Consider the following 24,051-nt stretch of genomic DNA (forward strand, 5'->3'; position numbering starts at 1 on the left):
TTATAGCGGTTTGCAGTTGAGTCTAATATAGACCTAAACCCAACCCTTTCCTTACAAGAAGAGTAAGCTTCAAAGCCTCTCTCCTTATCTGAGTTTTCACGTCATGTGGAAAAGTCCACGGAAAATCTAACTTCCAAACCAGGATTTCAAAGTCTCTCTCCTCGCAGGAGAGAGATTTAGAGAGAGGTTTTCCAGATACCGTGAAAAGTTAGCTCTCCTTATAGGATAGAGATTTGGAAAGAGGTCAAAGTGTATTGCATACAAACGAGAAGAGCTATATTGGCTAGTTCACCTACTAGGTCATCAAATTTGAATTGAGGGATAAGCAAGTTTGTAGTAAGGACTTTAGTCCTTAGAAAAATCAGGACTAAAGTCCTTACTACGAACCGTCAGGACTAACTTGATAGACTACTACTGCTGTTACTATAATTGCACCCAACTGAGAACCGCTATATTAGCCAATCACCCTTTCAATTAGAAACAAGTTATCTCTTTCTGAAGGATGAAAATTGACTTTCAAATATTTTATTGAGTGAGAGAATACTTTGAAGAAAATTTTTTCTTCGCTGAACAAGAACTGTACCATTTCCTGCCAAACCTTAAAATTCAAAAGTTTTTTATCATGATGCAACATGATAAGTAATCCTAGGTTAACAAAACCTAAAACAAAGGTATAAGCCATAATGATACCTAAGATACGAATTAGGTAACTCTGAGTTACATCTTGAAAAACATCATAGGCGACTGTTTTATGCTCAATTTCTTCAGCAGAATGCCACTCGAAAAGTTCCTTCATTATAGGTTCTGCATCTGCAAATAATTCTTCTTTCAAAGTAAGTTCAGCTATAACATTTGTAAAATGCTCTACTCCGGCGATCATAGCTAGCTTAAATTTAATACTCAATCGCTTTTCACAAACATTAAAAAGAATAAACCGTAAGCAGCGAAGATAGATGTCAAACGTATAACCTTGTTGGTAGAGGATCTGCCAAAATTTCTCATGCTGAACAGCGTGTTGTGCTTCCTGACCAACAAACGCCGCAGCTTCCTGTTTTAATTGGGTATTTTCAATCTGCTTGATTTGTCTTTTTATCGTCCGCAGCATGAATTGTTCGCCATCGGGAAACAGCAGTGTAATGCTGTTAAAAAAGTGTGTTTTGAAAGCACTGTTACCATACCAGTACCTTTGAATCTGCGAAGAAAAATTAAAATTTTTTTGCCTTACAGTTATTTGAGACATAATCATTTATGCTCCGTGAATATTTTGGAAAATAAAACTAATTAAGTCGGTTTTATACAGCGATCGCTACCAAATCTTCAAGCTTATGATCAAGCATTTGCGCCACCTGCAAAATCTCTTCGTTCTGTAATTGACCTAGTAATGATGATGGCTTGTCATAAGTCACATAAGTCTTGCCATCAAAATCTTCATACACAAATAGACGCAATGGAACATACAATCCAACCGCCGGATCTTGTTCAAACATTTGGTTAGCTATTAATGGGTTGCCAATTATATAGAGTTTGGATTTATTGCGCTTACCAGATTGAGATGTGAGTAATCCACCCAGCTCAAAATCTACCAAAATTGTCAGTCCACTTTTCCCCAGCATTGACTCAACTGCACTTTTCACCTGATCAAAAGATTTATTTGTATCTAATCTTTTCAACTGTCTGAGAAGTTGGTTATCAGCTTGAGAAGCCATTGATTCAATTGCCCTTGTCACTGCATCAAATGTCTTCTCAGAACACACAACAACGCGCGTTACCATGAAATTAACATTAGTTCTGGAATGGACAGTTGTCATCTGTTTCTCCTGCAATTTTTATGCAATCTTTGAGTTGGAAGATTTATGTCATCTGAACTTTAAAGGCTTTGGATACAAGCTGTTTAAGTATATTTTCGGCCTTAGCGGGTGAGAGCCGATGTGCAAAGTAAAGAGCTTTCGCAGGCCCAACTCGAATCTCATAATTGTTAGTGCGTAGACCTTTGATTAAAGCCTCCGCCACCTCCGCAGGCGAAACTTTATCCGCTTTGATTTGCTCGATTGCTTCTGTATCGACAAAAGGAGGCATCACTTCAAACACCTTGACAGTGGTTTGCTCTAGCTGCTGTCGCAAAGAACGGGAGAATGAGTGTAGAGCTGCCTTTGTCGCCGCATAAATGCCCATATTTGCAGATGGTACGAGGGCAACTATGGATGAAAGTGTCACAATAGCAGATTCCTTGCTATTTAAAAGTAATGGCAATGCAGATTTGGTGACACGTAAAGTCCCTAGCAAATTTGTGGCAATCTCTTGCTCACCACTGTTGAGTGCATCTTCATCGTGAATGAAGTCATAAAATTTTATGATGCCGGCATTATTCACCAGTACATTCAGTTCCCCAAATTGAGATTTAATAGCGGTGAACATCTCGCTGACCTGATCTGGTTGAGTAATATCACACAAAAAAGTGTGCAGTTGCGGGTAAGTTTGACTCGCTTGTGCCAACTTTTGTTGATTACGACCACAGATAATGACTTGATTGTTTAAGTTTAAGAAAGCTTTGGCGATCGCTAATCCAATACCTGAGCTTCCACCAGTAATCAAAACTGTGTTGCTATTAATTTTCATAAAAATTTAGCTTGATTTAACTTACCTTGGTTTACTGTTGACCCATCAAAAAATCACGTATTGCAGAGTCTTCTGTAAGACCGATAGCACGAGCATAAGCCGTTTGGGCATCAGCTTTCCGTCCTAAATGCTTGAGTAAGTGAGCCTTAATTGCCCAATATGGCTGATAGTTTCTGACTGCTTCGGCAGGGATAGCTTCTAGAAGGGTTAAGCCCTGTTCTAAGCCTTTGGCTTCTGCGATCGCGGCGGCATGACTAACTAACGCTCCTAGAGTTGGTGAAAACTGAATTAATCCTTCATATAAGAGTGCTAAAGCCTCCCAATTAATACGGTGAGTTACTAGACGTTGGGCATGGATTGATTGAATCGCCGCCTCAAGTTGAAAGCGTCCCAATTTCTTAAATGTTGCGGCCTGCGCCAGTTCACGTTCGGCTTCATCAATCATTGACTGTGACCACAGCGTGGTATCTTGTTCCGATAACGGCACATACGAACCGTTAGCTGTCCGCCGCGATGCTCGTCGGGCTTCACAATGAAGCATCAGTGCTAATAGTCCCCGCGCTTCTGGTTCTTTAGGCATCAGTTGAACACACAAACGCGCCAGCCAGATTGCTTCTTCTGCCAGTCCTTGATGTCGAGGATCGCCCCCAGTCACGTTGTCCCACCCATTGGTATAAGCAGCGTATATGGCTTCTAGCACTGCTTCCAATCGGCTCGATAACTCTCCCGCCTCTGGTAACTCAAAGGCAATACCAGCATCTCGAATTTTCGCCTTGGTACGGACAAGGCGTTGGCTCATCGTTGCAGGGGAAATCAGAAAAGCGGAGGCAATCTGAGCCGCATTTAGACCGAGTACGGTTTGCAACATTAATGGCGTATGGATGCCCGGATCAATGGCAGGGTGAGCGCAGATAAACAGCAGTTTCAACCGTTCATCTGGAAACGCAATTCCTTCTAGGGGAGGTGGAAGTTGTGTCTGCGTTCCTGTCAGTTTCAGGGCATGGATTACCTTATCTTTGACTTGGGTGCGCCGCGCGTCATCAATCAGACGATGCCGTGCAGCTACCAATAACCAGGCTTCAGGATTTTTAGGAACTCCGCTTTCTGTCCAAGTTTTTAAGGCAGCGAGGAAGGCATCGCCGAGCGCATCCTCCGCAGCCGCCACATCCCGCGATCGCACTGCTAGATAAGCAACTAAACGCCCATAGGAGTTGCGTGCTGCCAGTTCTGCTGCTCGACGTGCATCTATCAGCATATTTTAGCCTTGTGGTGCGGTTTTCTGCCAAGCAGGTAACTGCTCAATCCTAGCGTACCAAGCCTGAATATGAGGATAGTTTTCTAGGGGGAAACGGCCTGGTACTGCATAAGTCAAATCACTAGCTACTGAAAAATCAGCTAATGTAAGAGTATTGTTGACCAGAAACTCGCGATCGGCTAAATGGTTATTTAACACGGCTGCTTCCTTGTGGAAGATTTTGGTGGCGCGTTCCACAACTTCTGGATCGGGATCGCCTTGTTGTGTCAACTGTTTGACAAAATTCTCGTATTGTAAAGACTGACACCCCTGAACCCAATGGGCTAGCTGCCAGCTTTGCCAACGCACTATCTCTGCACGGCTTTTGATATCATCAGGCCAGAGAGTGTTAGGGACTTGGCTAGCTAGATATTGCATAATAGCAGTTGATTCCCAAATCACAAAGTCTCCATCCTGCAATACTGGAGTCCGTCCAGTGGGATTTAACTGGAGATATTCTGGTGTATGCTGCTCACCTTTTTGGATATCAACAAATCTGAGGTCAAAGGGAAGTTCCAGGTGGAGCGCAACAGCATGAGCTTTTCTGGTATTGGGAGAGGGGGGAAAGTAATAAAGCTTCATATCAATTTTCCTATTCCTAATTTGTGGATACTAAAGGTCTAACTTCAACACAGCATTGACTCGCAGCTGGACAACGTGCTGCCCAATCCATTGCTGCATCTAGATTTGGTACATCGATGATAAATAAACCACCGAGTTGCTCTTTAGTATCCGCGTAAGGGCCATCCTGAACTTTCCGTTGTCCATCTCTTAAACGGATGGTTGTACCAGTATGCGATGGATGTAATTCTGCACCACCTGCAATTACCCCAGCTTCAACTAAGGCTTGGGAGTAAGCATTGTAAGCTGCTTTGACTGTGGGGCGATTAGCAAAATCTTGCTCTGTTTCGTAAACTAGAATTGCGTACTTCATGTTGGTTAGTGTATTTGTAATCGACTTGAGCGAAGCACAGAAGTATTTTATGCTTTCTAAATTTATGACGTTTGCAGAAAGGACATTTCGACAGTTGCGTGATTAAAAACCAATTTTTTTTATTTCTAATCGCAATGCCTACGTGAACAAACCAGCAAGCAGGGGAGCAGGGAGCAGGGGAAGCAGGGGAAGCAGGGGGAGCAGGGGAGACAAGGGAGAATTTTTTCAGAACTCACTACTCACCACTCACCACTCACCACTTACTACTCAGCACTCAGCACTCAGAACTCACTACTCAGCACTCACTCACCACTCCCTCTGCCGAGTCCCAAAACACCAGCCTAATATCAAAAACAAAATAGTTCCTAACACACTGCTCGGTTCAGGAACTCCAACTGCAACATCATCTACAAACACATCGTAGACTGCAAATTCTGGCTGGGGGTCAAAGATGGTAGGTATGGGATTGTTAGTTACCAACAGTGAACGGGTTTTGTTGTTAAATGTAATATTAGATGGATTCCTCCACTGCAAAGGATTACTGGGGTCATTAGGTCTGATTGCAGGGCCAGAAAACCGATTGATTTCTGTGCCATTGGGGGATAGAACCGAAATCTGGTTGCCTTTCCCCAGAACTACGTAAAGATTACCTGATGCACCAAATTCCAGCCCCGCAGGAGCTTCATTAGTTGCATACTGGAAAAAAGTTGACATATCCGTAGCAGTGGGAGCATCAATCAGAGGTAAAGTGTAGATGAATCCCTGACCTAGTGGGTCTAAGGTTGCCGCTACATAGAGCTGTTTGCCTGTAGGGTCAACTCGCAGTGTGTTCGCTCCAAAACCATCAAAGCGGCTGTCCTGATACCAAATTTCTGGGTTGCCGCCACCAGGAGCAACTCGCCAGATTGTAGACTGAAATGAATCAGAAATATAGAGATTACCTTTGGCATCAAAGATAATATCATTAATTAATGGCGGCAATTCTACTGCATTGGGTGAGCAAGGAGTTCCGGCAGAAACACTGGAGCAGATGGGTATATCTGGTAATGCGGTGGCATAAATTTCTTGAACTGGGTTAGGTTGAGTGACATCAAATCGGACGATGCCAAGTTGGATATCACTCACGTAAAGCCGATTATTTTTATCGAAGACAATACCTGCGATCGCCTGCGCTAAGTTCGGATTCTGACCTATAATTTGATATTCTCGCACAAACGCACCAGAGTCTAAATTATACTCTAGGACACTTGGTTGAACAAACAGATTAGATTGGGCAGGGCCCGAAATAAACACGCGATCGCCTAATATTTCAATATCTTCAGGGAAACCCGGCTCATAGGGAAGTTCCGCAAACACGCGGGAGTCCCCCAACAACCGCGCCGCCTGCGCTGCTTCTGGAACACTAATCGTCAATAGAGACAACAAACCAATAGCCCAGTAATGTATTCTCACAACACTATCCTTTTCAATCTGAAGTTATTTCAATAGCCGTTAAACAATATCTTCTGCAATAATTTTTTCTAGACAACGCTCTGCCACAGCTGCGATCGTCAAAGAGGGGTTTGTACATCCTGTAGATCCGGGCATCAGTGCGCCATCAACAACATACAACCCTTGATAACCCATGACCCGACCATAAAGATCACAAGCTTTTCCTAAGACTGCTCCCCCTAAAGGATGGAAAGTCGGAAATGTATCAGATACTGCACCCATAATCTTGGTCTTATGGGGATAGTAGCTACCTATTGTGGTATTTGTTTGTGTCTTGCCAAATGACAGAGCATTTTTTCTGTCAATTACTCGGTAAGCAAATTGTGTGGCTTTCAATAGTTGCGGATCTCCCACAACTTTAGTGTCAGGCCAAGTTAGCCTTACTAAACCTCTCATGGCATCGTAATCAAATTTCCCCTTCACAGAAGGTAGTCCTATACCAACAAATGCAAGGATGCCATCTGGTGCATTCCAGACCGAGAGCAATTCTACAGATATTGGGCCAAAAGGATTATTAAAGTCTTGAATAACCGCAGTGGCAGGCCCCCCTAGACTAGTGTTTGTAGGTAATGGGAAACCTGAACGAACAGAAAAAGTATCTCCATTAGTCCCCCAGTCTAGACCAATGTAGTTGTTTAATCTAGGTAGTGTACCTGTGGCTTTGGCTTTGACTAAAAGCCGAGAAGTTCCCATAGAACCAGCCGCTAAAAATAGATATTTACAGACAATAGTCTTCGTGGCAATGACTGCTCCAGACTCATCAATCTGGTTACATACAACTCGATAGCCATGTCCTGGAACTTCAGATATCTCTGTGGCGATATGCAGAGGTAAAATCTCTACATGACCAGTTTGCTCTGCCTGTACTAAATAATTACGATCTAAACTCTTTTTCGCCCCACTATTCATTCCATACCAGTCTTCGCCAATAATAGCTGAAGGAATTTTAGTCCCATTAATTTCCTGACGAATAACGTCCCAATCTACAGCAATATCTAGTAACTGACTGGGTAATCCAGCATTGGCAGCTTGCTGAAGAAACAATCTAGTAGATAAATAGTATTTAGTTGCCAAAATATCTTGCGGAATTGGTGCTGGTTTGATGACAGCACGAACACGGGGATAATAAACTTTATCCATCTGATCATAGTCAATTGCTTGAGGAAAGACCCGATGGAATATCTCCCTTGGAGGTTGGTAGGTTACACCGTTATAGACTAAAGAACCACCACCAACTCCCGCACCACAATAAACAGAAATTCCTGTTTCATCTTGACGGTCTAAAATCCCTGGATAGACATCTATCGGAATTTCGTCAAATATCAATGTTTTGGGACTTAGCCAAGCCGCTCGACCATCAGGATTACGGTATGTCGCAAAAGTATTTTGTGCAGATGTGATCGGCCAACGACGACCTCGTTCTAGAATCAATGTGTTGATCCCCGCCTCCCCTAAACGCAGAGCTGCTACAGCACCACCAAAACCGCTACCAATAACTAGAGCTTCTACTGTTTCTTCTTGTGCATTCACCCAGCGATCGGTGACTAATGAACTCATTAAAGCAGTAGAAAATAGGGCAGTATTCTGGAGAAAACGACGGCGACTATAAAACTTATTGTTTAGCATATACATCTCTTCTTTGTGATATTTTGACGCGCCAAGAGTATTTTTATTGACGCTAAAAATCGGCTCTTCAGTTCTTTTTATGGAGTCGAATAATAAATAAAATCTAATCAGAGCTTATATTCTTTGCTATAACTGGATTTTAAATTTTTGAGCCTTTCTATAAAATGGCTATTTTAATGCCCTACCATAAAACCAACGCAAGAGCCTAAAAATTTAAATGGTTGCATTGCTAAAGTTAGAACTTTAGCAATGCAACCTTGGTCAAATTAACCTACTTTACGGACTGATTTGGATTTGCGTTTCCAGATGGAAATTGCACCTGTAGCACCCAATACTATCAAGCTCGATACAACAGAAGGTTCAGGCACTTGTCTAGAGCCTTCAGCTAATATTTGCAACACATAATCGGCACGATTGTCTTGTTGGAGTATAAAGTCATCAAATACTATTTCTCCAAATTGATCGTAAGCCGTACTAGAAATTAGTCCATATCTACCAGCAGCTTGAGCATATATCTGAGGGTAGTTAGGAGGAGGAGTTGGCACGTTTGACAAATCTGTTAATTCGATAAGCCCTGGTTCTTTGAAAATTTCCTCAAATCCAGGGGGATTCCAAAGAACCTTCAATTTCGCGTTTGTATCAGTGGGGTTTAAAACTCCGTGAATGCGATATCTTGGGGTATAAATCAATGTTCCAGCCGGTGCATCATAGGCGTGCAGAATATCTTTTGGCGCATTGACTCCAGGGATGAGGCTAACGTCATCATAAATATTTTCTCCGAGAAAAATTCGCAGAACCCCTTCTTCAACATATAACCATTCGTCATCGTCTTGATGTATGTGTGGAAATGCGCCTTTCCCTGGAGGAACCATAGTTTCTCTCAATGTATATTGGCCGTTAGTAGTTTCACCCCTTTTAACAAAGGTGAACGGCTCTCCATCAAAGAACAAATACGATGGTGCATCCGGATCTGGTGTGATTTTTGGAAATTCAAAAGCTTCTACTTTAGGGGTGATAGTTAAAGCCAATAGCAAAGAGCTAATTACACCAATTCCAAATAATTTCATGCTCAATTCTCCTTTGAAAGTAATGTTTGCAAGAGGTTTACTTGATCTGAACAATGCCGCATCAGCAGAAATCTGATAGAGCTTCTGGAAAAATTAAAGTTAAAGAAAGAGACTCTAACTTTCGGCGACAAAACTTTTGCTGAACTAAGCTACTTTGTCGCCCAATTTGGATTTGCGTTTGCGGATGCAAACTGCACCCGTAGCACCAAATACTAAAATTCCCCCTAACAAAGTAGGCTCAGGAACTCGTGTAACATCGTCAGCCAACAAAGCTAACAACTTATCACTATGATTGTCTGGAAAGGGAAAATTATGGTCTACTAGGATGTCTCCAAATTGCTCAAAAGAGGCACTACCAACTAGTCCATAATTGACTGATGCGGCGGCAAATCTATAAATGGTTTGAGGATCATATGGTGGCAAATTTGCTAAGTCTGGAACAGATACACTAACTTCTGCAATCAAGTCCTCAAACCCAGCAGGAGTGGCAACTAAAAGCACTTTACCTGTTGTCGTTCCTACATTTCTAATGCCGTGAATGTAGTTCTTCCTGCCATAAAATAATGTTCCAGCCGGGGCATCAAAAGCATAAAGCGTATCTCTAGGAGCATTAACTCCAGGAATCTGATTGGGATCAGGATAAAAGCTGTCTCCTATTACTAACTGCATATTCCCTTCTGCGACATATAACCACTCATCTTCTTCGTGGTGAATGTGTGGTGGTGCAGCACCTCCTGGTGGAACAATAGTTTCCATAAGTGCATACTTTCCTCCGGTAGTTTCACCTCTTTTCAGAAAAGTAATTGGTCCGTTCGGTAAGAACAGATACGAGGACGCATCTGAGTCTGGTTTCACTTTGGGGAATTCAAATGCTTCTACTCTAGAACTCATCACCACAGCGAGTAGTAATGAGCTAATTAGTCCAACCCTCAATAATTTCATTTCACAATCTCCTATTTTCGTTTTATAGCTTGTTGATTTTAAAGTGATGACCTTTGGAATTCATAACTTGCAATAGTACTTTCATCCTCATAAAATCTTTTTTTAGAGAATTCTCTAGTCCCTAATAAAAATTTACGGTCTATATGAGTTAATTAATTGAAGACTATTCAAAGATAATCACATCAATACCAAAGTCTTCAGGTAAAAACCTTAGCAAAGTGTAACTCGATATTTTAGGGAAAATTCTGGACGCATCAGGAAGTAGGCACAATCAACAGCACGCTACAAGCATAAAATGTTTTCTTCGGACTGATCTGAACAACGAAAACTTTTATCTACCTACTTATGCTTTTAACTTAGTTCAGCAGTTTGTCAGAGTTTTCATTAAAATAATTCCAGCCATAATCTATTGCATGATTTTGCTAAATACTTTGAACAAGGTTGATTTTGCAAATTGCAGATTTTCTAATTCTAAATATGTAGATTCTGCAATACAGTTACGGATTGATTTATCTGGATTCAATTCAGCTGACTCTAAAATCAAAGACGATTGAGTTTAATTATAGATTTTTGTTGGATTAAATTTTAGTTAAGTTAGCAAAAATATCAAATACTATGTCTACTTTCTTAAGTATTAATTTACTATTTGACGAAATTTCAGATTAATTTTAATTTTGTTGCTATAGTCATTCGATATTGAATACAGATACAGATTGATGTATCTAGATTTAATGCTAGATGAGTTATAAATCAAAGTTTATTGAGTTTAATGATTCATATCTATTCGATTAAATTTCAGTTAAGATTAAAGAAATCTGATCAAATGCAATGTTCCATATTTCTTAAGTATTGGCTCTTTACTTACCATCGTGAAGCAATCCCTTCAGCAATCATCATCTAAAATTATTTTAGATATATATCTTCATGAATAAATCAACCTCAGCTTAATAATTAGTTTTAAATGCTGGGATCAAGACTGAGTAATGAAAACATCTATTTTTTTCTGAATTTACATTTCTTTAAATCTAGCTACTATACATAAATCTCTTAATGGTGCTATTCTTGACTGGAGAGAACGAGCCTCGCCTGATTACCAAAGAATTAGGTAATTGTAAAAGAACATTTAGATGATTTAATTGAGCTAGCCAGTGTAGTTTTAAGGATTTTTTCCATCGGGAACTGGCGTGAGCAGAAGAGTGATATGCAATTTTAGAAGTATCATCCAAAGGGCATCAGTGTTTGAGCAATATATTATCAAAGACTACTACCCCTAGGAAATTCTGTGTCTATAAGTTTCGATGATTCGTATCCCAGTCAGATAATTTCAATAATTTTTTGACTGAATTTGAAATTCCAACTATCTTCTAGAAAATTGGAAATTAAGTTATTAGACTTCTTGCAAAACTATATTTGATGACCTCACTTAGAGCCTATAACTATGTCAATCAAGCCTGTTTCAACAGATATTGAAGCTACTAGTACAAGCAAATAAACTCAGTCCTTCTGACTACGATTTAAGTCTTTAAGAAGTTTTGCAAGAAGTTGATTTTCAGACTCTCTCGTCTTGAACTAGACCTATTTGTTTATCTTAACTATGAATATACCAATGAGACAATCTGCTGCTATTGCAATTATTGGCATGGGCTGTTGGTATCCTGGTGCGCGTAATGTACGACAACTCTGGGAAAATATCCTGGCGAGACGGCAAGAATTCCGACGGACACCAGATCAGCGATTACCTCTTTCCCAGTATTATGATCCAGACTCCACGATCCCAGACAAAACCTATGGAAGTCGGATGGCTGTAATTGATGGGTTTGAGTTTGACTGGGTGAATAAACGCATTCCCAAAACAGTTGTCGAATCTGCGGATATTGCTCACTGGCTAGCTTTAGAAGTTGCAATACAAGCTTTAGAAAATTCTGGATATACCCGTACAACAGTTCCAATTGAACGTACTGGTGTGCTACTGGGAAACACCTTGACAGGGGAGTTTTCCCGTTCTACTAACTTGCGTATGCGCTGGCCTTATGTACGGCGTGCCTTGGTAGCAGCAATGGAGGCTAGAGGTATATCGGCGCAAGTTATAGATTCTGTGGCAGAAACAGTGGAGGATTATTACAAGTCGGTGTTCTCACCCATCACAGAGGACACTCTTTCCGGTAATCTTTCTAATACAATTGCTGGCAGAATCTGTAATTTCTTCAACTTCCACGGTGGCGGTTATACACTTGATGGTGCTTGTTCTTCTTCACTAGTTGCCGTAGCTAATGCTGCTACTGCTTTGAGTAACGGTGACTTAGATTTGGCTTTTGCTGGCGGTGTAGATATCAGTTTAGATACCTTTGAGCTGATTGGCTTTGCCAAGACTGGGGCATTGACAGACAAAGATATGACAGTTTACGATCGCCAAGCCAGTGGCTTCATTCCAGGTGAGGGATGTGGTTTTGTGGTTTTGAAGCGATTGGAAGAGGCTCGTGCTGACGGCAATTATGTGTATGCAGTGTTAAACGGGTGGGGAATTTCTTCTGACGGCAAAGGCGGACTAACAGCACCTAGTAAAGAAGGGCAAGCAATGGCCTTGCGTCGTGCATACGAACGAGCAGGTTACAGTCCCCATACACTTGATTTTATTGAAGGACATGGCACAGGTACACCAGTCGGCGATCGCGTAGAACTCGAAGGTATTGCTTTAGCAATGGGTGTTGACGGAGAAGTAGGCAATCGCACTTGTGGTGTTACCTCCTTCAAATCCCTTGTCGGTCATACTAAAGCAGCCGCCGGAATTGGCGCATTCATCAAGGCCATCATCGCTGTCAACCGCCGGATTCTGCCACCACTAGCCGGTTGTAAAGAGCCAAACCCAGTATTTGCAACTTCTGCTCGCTGTCTATACCCCATCCTCCAAGGAGAAATACGAAGCCAAACAGATATCTTAAGGGCTGGAGTCTCCGCTATGGGATTCGGTGGGATTAATTGCCACGTCACACTGGAATCTGGCGATGCTCCAGCACTTCATCTTGAACCGTCGATTCCAGAGAGGGCTTTGCTAGTTTCTCATCAGGATACCGAGATATTTGTACTATCTGCCCCATCCGTTTCTGCCTTGCTGCGGCGCACATTAGCTGTGAATAATATTGCCGCAGGATTGAGTTTAAGCGAACTAGTTGATTTAGCTGCTCATTTGACCCGCGAACTAGAACCACAACTACCAATTCGGGCCACAGTTGTCGCCGGTACATCGGAAGAACTAGTTGAACGTTTAAATCTACTGGAAAAATTATTGCGGGAAACACCTCCTGCGCCTGGAGAAGTCGTTATCAGTCCCCAGAAAGAAGTCTGGATTGGGAATGCCGTGCGTCGAAATAGAGTCGGCTTCCTATTTCCCGGACAAGGTTCTCAAAAACTGAATATGGTGCGATCGCTACTAGAGCGATATAACTGGGCAAAAGACCTCGTAGAACAGGCAGATGCCTGGCTACAAGAGATTGGCTTACCAGGGGTGCAAGAACACATTTATGTTTCACTCGACCGGGTTGCTCATCAAGAACAGTTAGCAGAGTGGTCAAAAAAACTCGCACAAACCGAAGTAGCTCAACCAGCTATTTGCCTAGCTTCTTTAATTTGGATGCGCTACCTGCATCGTCTTGGCATCAAGCCGATAGCAGTAGGTGGTCATAGCCTCGGAGAACTGAGTGCAGTGTATGCAGCCGGGGGATTTGACGAAAAGACTCTCTTGTGTATGGCTGGGGTACGAGGACAGGCTATGTCCACATCTAGCCAAAGCGATCGCCTGGGTGCGATGGCTAGTTTAGCTTGTTCACGAGAGATAGCCGAAGACTTGTTGGGTCGAGTTAGTGGTTACCTTGTACTAGCCAATATCAACAGTCCGTTGCAAATAGTCGTCTCTGGCGAACAGAAAAGTGTTGAACAGGTAATTGAACTAGCTACAGACGCAGGTATCCGAGCAGTCCGGCTACCTGTTTCTAATGCCTTTCATTCTCAATTGATTGCCACCGCCGCCGCACATCTCCGGCAACACGAACTGATACCAGATCAACTCAAAAAAGTAGCTGTACCACTATTTTCCAGCGTCAACGGACAACAGCTAGTACCAGGGATATCATTGCGAGAGTATTTTGCTAACCAAGCGATCGCCCAAGTAGATTTCGTATCTCTCATAAAAACCCTAGAGCAGAAATGCGACTTACTCATAGAAGTCGGGCCAGGAAAAGTTCTCTCTCATCTAGTCAGTGATATTGCTGGTGCAAATGGACTAATGTGTCTGCCTGTGGAATCGAAACCCGGCATCGATCGGGATTTGAATATCATGTTGTCTGCCCTATTTATCCACGGCGGTGACATTAACTGGGAAACTCTGTACGAAGGGCGGCTTGTCCATCCCTTTGTCCCAGCATCACAACGCATTTTTATTGAAAACCCCTTAGAACGTCCATTCCCAATATCAAAGACGATTCCGCAAATATCTGAGCTTTCGTCTCCTTCCCTACCTGCTCAACAGAACTCAATACCGTGGGATCTGCTTGCCGATTACCTATCTCAGCGTGGAAAGTTTCTCACAGAAGTGATCCGAGCAGACGTGCAAACACAGCCAATGGTTTCTACTGGTGTTAATCATCCAGAGAAAGTTCCCCTAGCAAGTTTATCCTACGCCTCTGAGCCTCAAGTCCCGACCTTGATCCCAGAGCCAACCGTTACTGTCAAACGTGATCAAACTGTTAGTATTGAAGGTCTGTTGATCAGTCTGATTGCTCAACAAACAGGGTTTCCCCAAGAGAGCATCACACTACAAATCAGACTCCTGGATGATCTCAACCTAGATTCCATCAAAGCAGGAGAAGTAATCGCTACTGTAGCTAGAGAAATTGGTGTAGCAGGTTTGATTGATCCCACAACTCTAGCCAATGCAACTATCCAAGAGGTTGCCGAGGCATTGCGGGCGGTTGTGCCGGACAGTAAGGGTAATAACCAGTATGCAGCAACAACAGTATTAAACGGGACAAATGGAGCGAAGAATGAATTAATTAACCCTGTTACTTTAAGTATTGAAAACTTACTAGTGAATCTGATTGCTCAACAAACAGGATTCCCGAAAGAGAGCATCACACTGCAAATCAGACTATTGGATGATCTCAATCTAGATTCCATCAAAGCGGGAGAAGTAATCGCTACAGCCGCGAGAGAAATTGGTGTAGCAGGTTTAATTGACCCTACAACTCTAGCCAATGCAACTATTCAAGAGGTTGCTGAAGCACTGCGAATGGCTGCACCAGATAGTAATAACAATCATGAAGCAGCCACAACTGTATTCAATGGGGCAAATGTGGCTTTGAGCGAAGCTGTTGGTGTGGCGTTAAGAGAAGCTATTGGCGCAAAACAATTGACAGATGCACCCCAACAGCAAACTCAGGTGCGTGATTACATTGTGCGAGCAGTGGTAGAGGAATTTACACCAGTTACCTTGGGCAAACATTCTGAGGAAAAATGGCAAATTGCAAATGTCTTGATTCTCTGTGAATCTAGTGAGCAAGAGATAGCAGAGAGCTTGTATCATCAACTCTACAGTCGAGGCTCTCAGGTTCAAACCGTGTCTTTTACGGAAGCACGCACTCAAACACTTATTGAAAGCGTCGATTTCACTCACTTTATTGCTGTGCTACCTCGCACGACGAATAATAAGTCGTCAACAGACAAGCTGTTGCTCGATATGATTGAACGCTTACGCAGCATAGCCACCCCACCTGCAACTAGCCGGACTTCCCGCAAACATACAACCGTAGCATATCTCCAATTTAGTGGCGGACATTTCGGCACACAGCCACCTCTAGCTGATATTGAGCAGTGCTGTGCAATTGGTTTTGCCGCTAGTGTTCATCTTGAACGGGCTGATCTGAAAGTGCGGGTAATTGATTTCTCCCCGACAATTAGTCCAACTAAACTAGGTGAGTGCGTAATTAAAGAGCTTTCCACCGCCCACGTCTATATGTCTGTAGGCTATGATGAGCATCTAACTCGTTACGTTCCTCGTCCCCAGGTGCAAGAACCTGTTGAGTATGCAAGCCGTGAAATTATCTGGTCATCTGATGATGTTATTCTCGTTACAGGTGGCGGTAAGGGGATCACGGCAGAGTGCGCCCTAGCTCTAGCTCGAAATACAGGGGTGCGGATGGCACTCATTGGTCGCTCACCACATCCTCATGGAAATATTGAAAGACGGGGAAGCGGAAGTACAGAGATAGCCCGGACGCTCGAACGTTTCAATGCTGAGGGATTAACTTGCCAGTATTATGAATGTGATATTTCCGACTTTGACGCAGTAGCATCTCTACTAGAGCAAATCAAACAAGATTTGGGTGAGATTGCCGGGGTGATTCATGGGGCTGCCCTCAACAAGCCCCGATTAGTAGAGCAGGTATCTGCGGAACTGGCATTTGATGAAGTTAAACCTAAGCTCAAAGGTGTTTTGAATCTCTGTCAAATGCTAGCCAACTCATCACTGAAGCTGTTTGTTGGTTTATCCTCTGTCATCGGTATCACAGGGATGCAGCGCAATGCTTGGTATGGCTTTGCGAATGAGACTCTCGATCTGATTTTACGCCGCTTTCAAGCTCAACACCCAGAAGTTGCCGTGATCACAATGGCGTTTAGTGTTTGGGAAGAAGTCGGAATGGGTGCAAGGATGGGAAGTGTTCGCAATCTCGCCAAGATGGGAATTAAAGCAATCCCTAAAGATGCCGGCGTAGCTCGATTTTTGCATCTGATCAAGAATGACCCTGGCGATACCCGCATCGTGATTGCCGCCCCCATGCAGGCTCTATCTGCTTTTGAGTCAAGTGGTTTAGATACTTGGTATCCCCAAAGATTTTTACCTCGTGCTGAGTTAAAATTTCTGGAGCGAATTCTACTATGTGAACCCGGAGTAGAGATTGTCGCTCGGACGCACCTCAGCTTAGAACGGGATTCCTACCTCTTAGACCACCTTTACAAAGGTTCGTACTTGTTCCCAACTGTGTTTGGTTTGGAGGCTATGGCGCAAGCAGTTGCTTATGTAACAGGTGAGCAGAACTTCCCAGCCATTCGTATTGAAGATGTGCGCCTAGAACGTCCTATAGTTGTAGATCCCCACAAGGGAGTAGACATCGAAATTCATGCAGAAGTACCTGAGCGAGAGTTTAAAAATTCTGGGCGACGGGTATATGTGGCTATCAAGACAGAGCAGACAGGATTTGCTATTAACCATTTTTCTGCTACTTTTGTATTGGGTGTCGAAAACAACCCACCAACGGAGTATATTCATCTTCCAGAGTCTCCTCTAGATATTGAGCCACAGAAAGACCTCTACAGTTGGTTGCTATTCCAAGGAATTAGCTTTCAACGTTTGCAACAAATTTATACCTTAAACTCTGGAGAGTGTATATTCCGAACACAAAGAAACTCAGTCTCAGCAGAAAATCAGGAAGGTAGTTTAAATCGGGCGCAGGGGCCATTTTGGCTAGGAGATCCCTATTGCAGAGATTCACTACTGCAAGTAGGGCAGTTGGTAATTCCGCAGGATATTTGCTTACCAATCCAGATCGATAGCATGGAAATTTACCAACCAAACAGTGATAGTTCTTCTTATATTGGGGTGACTCACCCTCAAGGGCGGCAAGGAAAACAGTATGAAAATAGTGTTTTGATCACAACTGCGGATGGGCAACTTGTAGAAAGGCTCAATGGTTATCAATTGCGGATATTAGAGCATCGCCAAGATCATCCAACGGTGGAAGAACTAGCTGATCCGACTCAAAGAGATGAGTGGATTCTCCGCAGAAAATTGAGCAATCAAGCTCATCTTTTGAGAGTTGCTGCTCCAGAAGTTGCCTTGGCTTACCTTCCTAGAATACATACTCTATCGCCAGTCCAACGCCATGAACTAGAACTACCTTTATTTCATCAAGCGATCGCTCAACTCATCAACAGCAATTCTCATCAGATGCCAGAATTCCAAATTCAGTGGACAGATTCAGGCAAACCCATAGTTGCAGGACTAGAAGCTCAGAGTGTGGTTGTTTCTCTTTCCCATGATGAGCAAGTTTGTATCTGTGTTGCGGGACATGGAGTGCAAGGTTGTGATATCGAGCCGATGACACATCGCACCCGTCAAGACTGGACGGCTTTACTGAGTAATTCCCGTGAGCAGTTAATGCAAGAGTTACTTGCAGCCAAGAGTTCTGTAGCTCATGCTGGTACGCGAATTTGGACTGCTGTTGAAGCTTTACGTAAAGCTACTGAAGTGAAGTCCATTAACTTATTAATTGACCGTATAGAAGGAGACAGCGTTCTGTTCCGGGAAGCGAATTCCCATAGTCAACTTAAGGTTCTCACTTTCCCCGTGAGACTGACACGAGGTTTAGAAAAAATGGTCGCTTTCGTGGTGCAAGATATCAAATCTGGGATGTAACAGGCGATCGCTACGCATTGAGTGTGATGGTGTTTTCAAGGCACAAAGCTTGTTTAAAGACACAGCATCACACTCAACCTCCAAAATTTTCTCAACTCAAACTATTAGTCAGTGCAAGGAAGTATCAATGAAAAATACTCAATCCCCAGTCTATGATGTTGTCATTATGGGTGCTGGCATTGCAGGGGTTTCTCAAGCTCGCCACCTGCTTCTTAATATTCCCAACATCAAGGTAGCATTAGTTGATCCTCGTCCCGAAGACCGAACCGACAAGGACTTAAAAGTTGGAGAATCCACAGTGGAAGTTTCGACTATGTTCTTTGGCAAAGAGTTGGGTCTTTATGACTACTTGATTGAAAATCATCCTCCTAAGTACGGATTGAACTTTCATTGGGCTAAACAACCCGAACAAACAGAGACTATTGATGACTATCATCACATTTGGTGTACTCGCCAGCCGTCCCTTGCTTCCACTTTGATGAACCGGGCTAAGTTCGAGCGAGATGTACTCAAAATGAACAAGCAAATGGGAGCTAGTTTTTACAATGGTCGAGTAGTGGATGTAGAACTGAACTCTGATGATGCCCTCAACATTGTCAAAGTTAAAGTTGAGCATGGCTATGTAGAACTTCAAGCCAAACACCTTGTTGATGCTGCCGGGCGTAAATTCATTATTGGTAACAAAACAGACAACTTAATCTTTGATTCTGAAGACCTCTATGGGGTCAAAAACGGCTCGGCATGGGTACGGGTGAAAAATGTAGACCGGACAATTTTTCATAGTGGCTATGATCCGAATGGCGCAACGTGCAGCCATTACTATGCTACGAATCATATGATGGGACACGGGCATTGGGTGTGGGTAATTCCCACGGATACTCAGACAATGGAATTGTCAATAGGTATAGCCCATCATCATAATGTGATTCCGCCTCAAAGTATCAACACTAAAGAAAAATTTTATGACTTTCTAGAAGCAAATCATCAGCTGATTTATCGACTGGTCAAGAGTGGAGAAGACATCGACTTTCATTACTTACCCAGATTACCCCATAAGAGTAAGACTCTGTTTTCTCAAGATAATTGGTATGTAATTGGTGATGCAGCAGCTATTTTTGATCCCTTCTATTCCTTAGGAATGGTAATGATGACCTTTGGGATTGAGAGTATCACAGAAATTATCCGTGCAAAGTTAGCAGGAGAACCAGACGCAGAGAGAAAGCGGGCTGTTTATAATGCTTTTAATCTGGGAACTATACGCTCCAATAATCATCTTATCCATGCTCATGACAGACAACTCGGTGACGCTAGCATCATGAGCTGGCGCATATTCTTAGAAAATATGTGGTGGTTCGGCATCATAGTACCTCTTTACGTAGGTAAATGGCATTTAGATTTGAAGTTTTTGCGTAAGTTTGGTAAACAAGGGCGCAATATTATTACCTCTTTGATGACTGATGTTTATGAACAGTTTGATCAACTGATAGAACGACAAACTAACCTGGGTTTAATGTATACCCATCGAGCTGATCAATTACCTTTTCACTACTATGTAACACGAGACTACGATACATATTTACAGGACACTAAATACGAACCAAAGAAGTGTAATGTCTATGCCTATATGAAAAATACCTACTTCTTTGTGGCACTATGGTATGTTAAGTTCCTATGGAAAGGTTTTGGGATTAGTGGCTTATTATCACTGCGAAATCTTCACCACATATTCAAATTGTTCATAGCATCTGGTGAATCCGCATTGGATGAATTGATGTTCAAGTTTCAGAACCGAAACTTGCCCGTTAGCAATGACATTGCTAAAGCTAGACAAGAGTTTGAGAGTTACGAATACCGACCTGAGTTACAACCCTGGACACAGAAAATTGCCGAACAATCATTACACTCCAATGGCGAAAATTCTGCACAAGTTCCAGAGCTACTAGCTAATCTTAAAGTGTAACTACCCGCTTGTCTGATTGTGAGCGTAAAGGTGATAGCCACCTCGAACACCTTTACGCTCAAACTCAAAATTTTAGCAACTCAAACTTTTAGTGAGTGAAAGGAAATATCAATGAATAACACTCAATCCCCAGTCTATGATGTTGTCATTATGGGTGCTGGTATGGCAGGGGTTTCTCAAGCTCGTCACCTCCTCCTGAATATTCCCAACATCAAGATTGCATTAGTTGATCCTCGTCCTGAAGAACGGACTGAAAAGGATTTAAAAGTTGGAGAATCAACTGTAGAAATTTCCACTTTATTCTTTGGCAAAGAGTTGGGTCTTTATGATTACTTGATTGAGAATCATCCTCCTAAGTACGGATTAAATTATCATTGGGCTAAACAAGCAGAGCAAACAGCTAATATTGATGACTATTATCATGTTTGGTCAATTAAACAGCCTCCCCTTGCGTCTACGCTGATGAATCGTGCTAAGTTCGAGCGGGATGTCTTAAAAATGAACAAGGGGATGGGGGCTAGTTTTTATAATGGGCGGGTAGTAGATGTAGACCTGACCCCTGGTGATGCCCTCAAAATCGTTAAAGTGAAAGTTGAACATGGCTATGTAGAACTTCAAGCTAAACACGTTGTTGATGCTGCTGGTCGTAAGTTCATCATCGGCCACAAAACAGATAACGTGATCTCTGGTTCTGAAAACCTCCACGGACTGAATAACGGTTCAGCATGGGTGCGGGTAAAAAATGTCGATCGCACCATTTTTCACAATGGTTATGACCCGTTTGGAGCGACTTGTAGCCATTACTATGCTACGAATCACATGATGGGACACGGGCATTGGGTATGGATAATTCCTACAGATACTCAGACAATGGAATTGTCAATTGGCGTAGCCCATCATCATAGTGTGATTCCGCCTCAAAATATCAACACTAAAGAAAAATTCTATGCCTTTTTAGAAGAGAATCATCATCTTCTCTATCGACTGCTCAAGAGTGGAGAGGACATCGACTTCCATTACTTACCTAGAGTGCCACATAAGAGTAAAACTTTGTTTTCTCAAGATAATTGGTACGTAGTTGGTGATGCGGCTGCTATCTTCGATCCTTTCTATTCTTTAGGAATGGTGATGATGACGTTTCAAATTGAAGCCATCACAGAAATCATCCGTGGGAAGTTAGCAAAAGAGTCAGATATAGCGAAAAAGCAGGCTGTTTATAATGCCTATAATCTGGGATACATAGAGTCTTGTAACCATCTCCTCCTCGATCATGACAAACAACTCGGTCACGCTAGTGTTATGAGCTGGCGTATGTATTTAGAAAATATGTGGTGGTTTGGCATGATCTTACCTATGTATGTAGGAAAATGGCATTTAGATGTGCAGTTTTTGCGGAAGTTTGGCAAACAAAGTCGTGGAGTTGTGAGAAAACTCATGGTTCATGTATACGGCCAGTTTAACCAACTTATAGAACAAGATACTAACATTGGATTGATGTACATCCATCGCGGGGGTCAATTACCTTTTGGGTACTACATCACCAAAGAATTCGATAGTTATCTACAGGATACTAAATACGAACCTCAGAAGTGCAATGTCTATGCCTACATGAAAAATATCTACTTCTTTGTTGCTCTGTGGTATATCAAGTTTCTCTGGAAGGGTTTTGGCATTGCTGGACTGTTATCACCACGAAATCTTTACCATGTATTCAATTTAATGAAAGCATCTGGTGAATCTGCATTAGACGATTTGATGTTTAGATTTAAGACTAGAGGTTTGCCTGCGAATACTAATATTGCCAATGCCACAGAAGAATTCAAGAGTTATCAATACCAACCTCAATTGCAGCCTTGGACACAAAGGATAGCTGAACCAGCTTTACAAGAGAATGATCAAAATGGAGCAAAAGCTCCAGAACTAGTAAAACTGTAACAGTAGTACGTCAATTTTGAATTGATGGATAAACAAGTTCGTAGTAAGGACTTTAGTCCTGATTATTTTAAGCACTAAAGTCCTTACTACAAAGTATAAGTTTAGTAAGTAAGTGGGCGAGAAAATTTCCAAGTATGTAATGAAATGTAAATGTGGTACATACCTTACAAGTTTGTTATTTTACCGCTTTTACAAAACTAAACATATATCAGTTTTATCATGTCTACCTAATTATCACAACTCTGTTATCTGTATATATTTGCTAAAACTTTGCGTTGCGTTTACTGAGGATGAAGACTTATGATTATTCAAAACAAAATCAGTAGTTTTGTCGATAAACAACGGCTATTTTTTCAGACTAACCAGACAAAAAATATTGGCTTTCGCATAGATAAATTAACAGCTTTAGAGCAATCTATTGAAGAACACAAAGATGTGATTATTCAAGCTTTAAAGGCTGATTTACACAAGCCAGGATTTGAAGGATACTTTGAAATAATGGGAGTTTTAGGGGAAATTAAGCATACTCTCCAGAATTTAAAAACTTGGATGAAACCCCAAAAAATTGCTACGCCATTTCATCAGTTTTTATCTTCAGCTAGAGTTTATAGTGAACCTCTGGGTGTAGTCCTAATTATTGGCCCTTGGAATTATCCAATTAACTTAATGTTTACGCCTTTAGTAAGTGCGATCGCATCTGGGAATTGTGCGATTTTAAAACCATCAGAATTAGCCTCACATACCTCTTCTGTTATAGCTGACATCATGCAAAAAACCTTTGATTCATCTTTTATTACTGTGATTGAAGGAGGTGTAGAAACTAGTAAAGAAATTTTATCAGAAAAATTTGATCATATTTTCTTTACTGGAGGAACTGAGGTTGGGAAAATTGTGATGTCAGCCGCAGCACAACATCTGACTCCAGTGACTCTGGAACTAGGTGGCAAAAGCCCTTGTATTGTAGATAATGATATTCATCTTGAATATACTGCTAAACGTATTGTGTGGGGAAAGTTCAGCAATGCAGGTCAGACTTGTACTGCTCCTGACTATCTTTTGGTCAATCGTCAGATAAAAAAAGAATTGTTAGATCAAATTAAAAATCAAATACAAAATTTTTATGGTGATCAACCAGCTAACAGTCATAGTTATGCACGCATCATCAATAATAGACATTTCTATCGTCTTTCAGAACTTCTAAAAGCTGGAGAAATTATAGTAGGAGGAGATACTGATTTAGAGAATCTTTACATTGCTCCTACTGTGATAGATCAAGTCTCTTGGCAAGATAAGGTTATGCAAGAAGAGATATTTGGCCCGATTCTTCCTGTCTTAGAATACACACATTTATCAGAAGCAATTGATTTAGTTAATCAACAACCAAAACCATTAGCTTTATACTTTTTTTCTAAGAATAAACAAAATCAAGAATGGGTTTTGCAGTCCACTGCATCAGGTGGTGTTTGTATCAATGACACTTTGATGCACTTGACCGTACCAGCTTTACCATTTGGTGGAGTCGGAGCAAGTGGCTTTGGTCGTTATCATGGTAAATCTGGTTTTGATACCTTTTCTTATCAAAGAGCAGTATTAAACAAATCTTTTCTACTCGATTTGAAATGGAGATATCCTCCTTATCAAACAAAGAGTAAGAAGTAGGGAAATAATTATTTCCATGCTTGGCTGTGAAATCCCGAATACCAAGATTTACGCCGACTTATT

Annotated in this window: 14 protein-coding genes; 4 read left to right on the forward strand and 10 right to left on the reverse strand. The window is 41.9% G+C overall.

The window, feature by feature from the left end; genetic code table 11:
* Positions 1-454 precede the first annotated feature (454 nt).
* From ACM0OR_RS06425 to ACM0OR_RS06470, 10 genes are all read right to left on the reverse strand, one after another.
* A complete protein-coding gene (locus ACM0OR_RS06425) occupies positions 455-1,240 on the reverse strand; it encodes a metal-dependent hydrolase (RefSeq protein WP_414575500.1) in 786 nt (261 codons plus the stop codon).
* A gap of 52 nt (positions 1,241-1,292) precedes the next feature.
* Positions 1,293-1,808 carry a DUF302 domain-containing protein gene (locus ACM0OR_RS06430; RefSeq protein WP_414575501.1) on the reverse strand — a complete coding sequence of 172 codons (516 nt, stop codon included), beginning with the start codon at positions 1,806-1,808 and terminating at the stop codon, positions 1,293-1,295.
* Positions 1,809-1,851: 43 nt separating this feature from the next.
* On the reverse strand, positions 1,852-2,616 hold the full coding sequence (locus tag ACM0OR_RS06435; RefSeq protein ID WP_414575502.1) for an SDR family oxidoreductase: 765 nt from the start codon (positions 2,614-2,616) through the stop codon (positions 1,852-1,854).
* A 31-nt stretch (positions 2,617-2,647) separates the two neighbouring features.
* Positions 2,648-3,871, reverse strand: coding sequence for an RNA polymerase sigma factor (locus ACM0OR_RS06440; protein ID WP_414575504.1), 1,224 nt, complete (start codon positions 3,869-3,871; stop codon positions 2,648-2,650).
* Between the two features lie 3 nt (positions 3,872-3,874).
* The gene (locus tag ACM0OR_RS06445) at positions 3,875-4,492 is read right to left on the reverse strand and encodes a glutathione S-transferase family protein (protein ID WP_190700290.1); all 618 of its coding nucleotides are present in this window, start codon (positions 4,490-4,492) and stop codon (positions 3,875-3,877) included.
* 16 nt (positions 4,493-4,508) lie between these two features.
* Complete coding sequence (locus ACM0OR_RS06450; protein ID WP_414575505.1) at positions 4,509-4,844, reverse strand: YciI family protein; 336 nt, start codon at positions 4,842-4,844, stop codon at positions 4,509-4,511.
* A 306-nt stretch (positions 4,845-5,150) separates the two neighbouring features.
* Positions 5,151-6,296 carry an SMP-30/gluconolactonase/LRE family protein gene (locus ACM0OR_RS06455; RefSeq protein WP_414575506.1) on the reverse strand — a complete coding sequence of 382 codons (1,146 nt, stop codon included), beginning with the start codon at positions 6,294-6,296 and terminating at the stop codon, positions 5,151-5,153.
* A gap of 39 nt (positions 6,297-6,335) precedes the next feature.
* Positions 6,336-7,961 (reverse strand): GMC oxidoreductase, encoded by a 1,626-nt coding sequence (locus tag ACM0OR_RS06460; RefSeq protein ID WP_323264652.1) that lies wholly within the window; start codon positions 7,959-7,961, stop codon positions 6,336-6,338.
* Between the two features lie 266 nt (positions 7,962-8,227).
* Positions 8,228-9,028, reverse strand: coding sequence for a hypothetical protein (locus ACM0OR_RS06465; protein ID WP_323264651.1), 801 nt, complete (start codon positions 9,026-9,028; stop codon positions 8,228-8,230).
* 144 nt (positions 9,029-9,172) lie between these two features.
* Positions 9,173-9,784, reverse strand: coding sequence for a cupin domain-containing protein (locus tag ACM0OR_RS06470; RefSeq protein WP_414575507.1), 612 nt, complete (start codon positions 9,782-9,784; stop codon positions 9,173-9,175).
* 1,780 nt (positions 9,785-11,564) lie between these two features.
* Here ACM0OR_RS06470 and ACM0OR_RS06475 point away from each other — a divergent pair.
* From ACM0OR_RS06475 to ACM0OR_RS06490, 4 genes are all read left to right on the forward strand, one after another.
* A complete protein-coding gene (locus ACM0OR_RS06475; protein ID WP_414575509.1) occupies positions 11,565-18,434 on the forward strand; it encodes an SDR family NAD(P)-dependent oxidoreductase in 6,870 nt (2,289 codons plus the stop codon).
* A gap of 127 nt (positions 18,435-18,561) precedes the next feature.
* Positions 18,562-20,394, forward strand: a complete 1,833-nt coding sequence (locus tag ACM0OR_RS06480) for a tryptophan halogenase (RefSeq protein ID WP_414575510.1) — start codon at positions 18,562-18,564, stop codon at positions 20,392-20,394.
* A gap of 111 nt (positions 20,395-20,505) precedes the next feature.
* Positions 20,506-22,329 carry an NAD(P)/FAD-dependent oxidoreductase gene (locus ACM0OR_RS06485; RefSeq protein WP_414575511.1) on the forward strand — a complete coding sequence of 608 codons (1,824 nt, stop codon included), beginning with the start codon at positions 20,506-20,508 and terminating at the stop codon, positions 22,327-22,329.
* A gap of 300 nt (positions 22,330-22,629) precedes the next feature.
* Positions 22,630-23,988, forward strand: a complete 1,359-nt coding sequence (locus ACM0OR_RS06490; RefSeq protein WP_414575512.1) for an aldehyde dehydrogenase — start codon at positions 22,630-22,632, stop codon at positions 23,986-23,988.
* The last annotated feature ends 63 nt before the right edge of the window (positions 23,989-24,051 follow it).

Source organism: Anabaena sp. CCY 9402-a (assembly GCF_963920945.1).
Lineage (GTDB): Bacteria > Cyanobacteriota > Cyanobacteriia > Cyanobacteriales > Nostocaceae > Trichormus > Trichormus minutissimus.

What these genes read in the sequence shown, in the direction of transcription:
- ACM0OR_RS06425 (WP_414575500.1), bottom strand. Translation starts at nt 1,240, where the DNA reads ATGTCTCAAATAACTGTAAGGCAAAAAAATTTTAATTTTTCTTCGCAG.
- ACM0OR_RS06475 (WP_414575509.1), top strand. Translation starts at nt 11,565, where the DNA reads ATGAATATACCAATGAGACAATCTGCTGCTATTGCAATTATTGGCATG.
- ACM0OR_RS06440 (WP_414575504.1), bottom strand. Translation starts at nt 3,871, where the DNA reads ATGCTGATAGATGCACGTCGAGCAGCAGAACTGGCAGCACGCAACTCC.
- ACM0OR_RS06485 (WP_414575511.1), top strand. Translation starts at nt 20,506, where the DNA reads ATGAATAACACTCAATCCCCAGTCTATGATGTTGTCATTATGGGTGCT.
- ACM0OR_RS06465 (WP_323264651.1), bottom strand. Translation starts at nt 9,028, where the DNA reads ATGAAATTATTTGGAATTGGTGTAATTAGCTCTTTGCTATTGGCTTTA.
- ACM0OR_RS06490 (WP_414575512.1), top strand. Translation starts at nt 22,630, where the DNA reads ATGATTATTCAAAACAAAATCAGTAGTTTTGTCGATAAACAACGGCTA.
- ACM0OR_RS06445 (WP_190700290.1), bottom strand. Translation starts at nt 4,492, where the DNA reads ATGAAGCTTTATTACTTTCCCCCCTCTCCCAATACCAGAAAAGCTCAT.
- ACM0OR_RS06435 (WP_414575502.1), bottom strand. Translation starts at nt 2,616, where the DNA reads ATGAAAATTAATAGCAACACAGTTTTGATTACTGGTGGAAGCTCAGGT.
- ACM0OR_RS06430 (WP_414575501.1), bottom strand. Translation starts at nt 1,808, where the DNA reads ATGACAACTGTCCATTCCAGAACTAATGTTAATTTCATGGTAACGCGC.
- ACM0OR_RS06450 (WP_414575505.1), bottom strand. Translation starts at nt 4,844, where the DNA reads ATGAAGTACGCAATTCTAGTTTACGAAACAGAGCAAGATTTTGCTAAT.
- ACM0OR_RS06480 (WP_414575510.1), top strand. Translation starts at nt 18,562, where the DNA reads ATGAAAAATACTCAATCCCCAGTCTATGATGTTGTCATTATGGGTGCT.
- ACM0OR_RS06460 (WP_323264652.1), bottom strand. Translation starts at nt 7,961, where the DNA reads ATGCTAAACAATAAGTTTTATAGTCGCCGTCGTTTTCTCCAGAATACT.
- ACM0OR_RS06470 (WP_414575507.1), bottom strand. Translation starts at nt 9,784, where the DNA reads ATGGAAACTATTGTTCCACCAGGAGGTGCTGCACCACCACACATTCAC.